This window comes from Pseudomonas sp. UF-293 (genome assembly GCF_058245595.1).
Map to the genome: position 1 here is coordinate 1 of NZ_JBSICA010000075.1, position 458 is coordinate 458.

Consider the following 458-nt stretch of genomic DNA (forward strand, 5'->3'; position numbering starts at 1 on the left):
GCGCGCCCGGCGATTCACAACAGCCTGTCGCGGGCGGCGATCTTTCTCGGCGATGAGCCGGAAGAACTGATTCTGGCTCTGGCCGGGGAAACCGCGCGGTTTTACCACTTTCGCGCCGGCCGGCTGACGGCAATCAGCGATGTCTACGGCAATCGTCTGACCCTGCAACGCGATCGCTCCGACCGCATTCAGCGTCTGGACAACGGCGCCGGCCGTGCGCTGCTGTTGCGTTATGACCGTGCGCAGCTGGTGGCGGTCGAGTATCAGGTGTTCGTTCAGGGCGAGTGGATCACCGAGCAAAACCTCGCCACCTACAGCTTCGATGCCCGGCAACGCCTGCTGGTTGCGACCAACGCGGTGGGCGACAGCGAACGCTACGACTACGACGACCACCACGTCATCCTCCAGCGCCAGCTGACCGGCGGCGCGAGCTTCTTCTGGGAGTGGCAGCGCGAGGG

The 458-nt window shown here is 65.1% G+C and carries 1 protein-coding gene; it reads left to right on the forward strand.

Annotated elements, in window-relative coordinates:
- Positions 1-458 (forward strand): hypothetical protein (locus AC4IHP_RS27835; protein ID WP_490833288.1); only part of this gene is annotated, 458 nt, incomplete at both ends.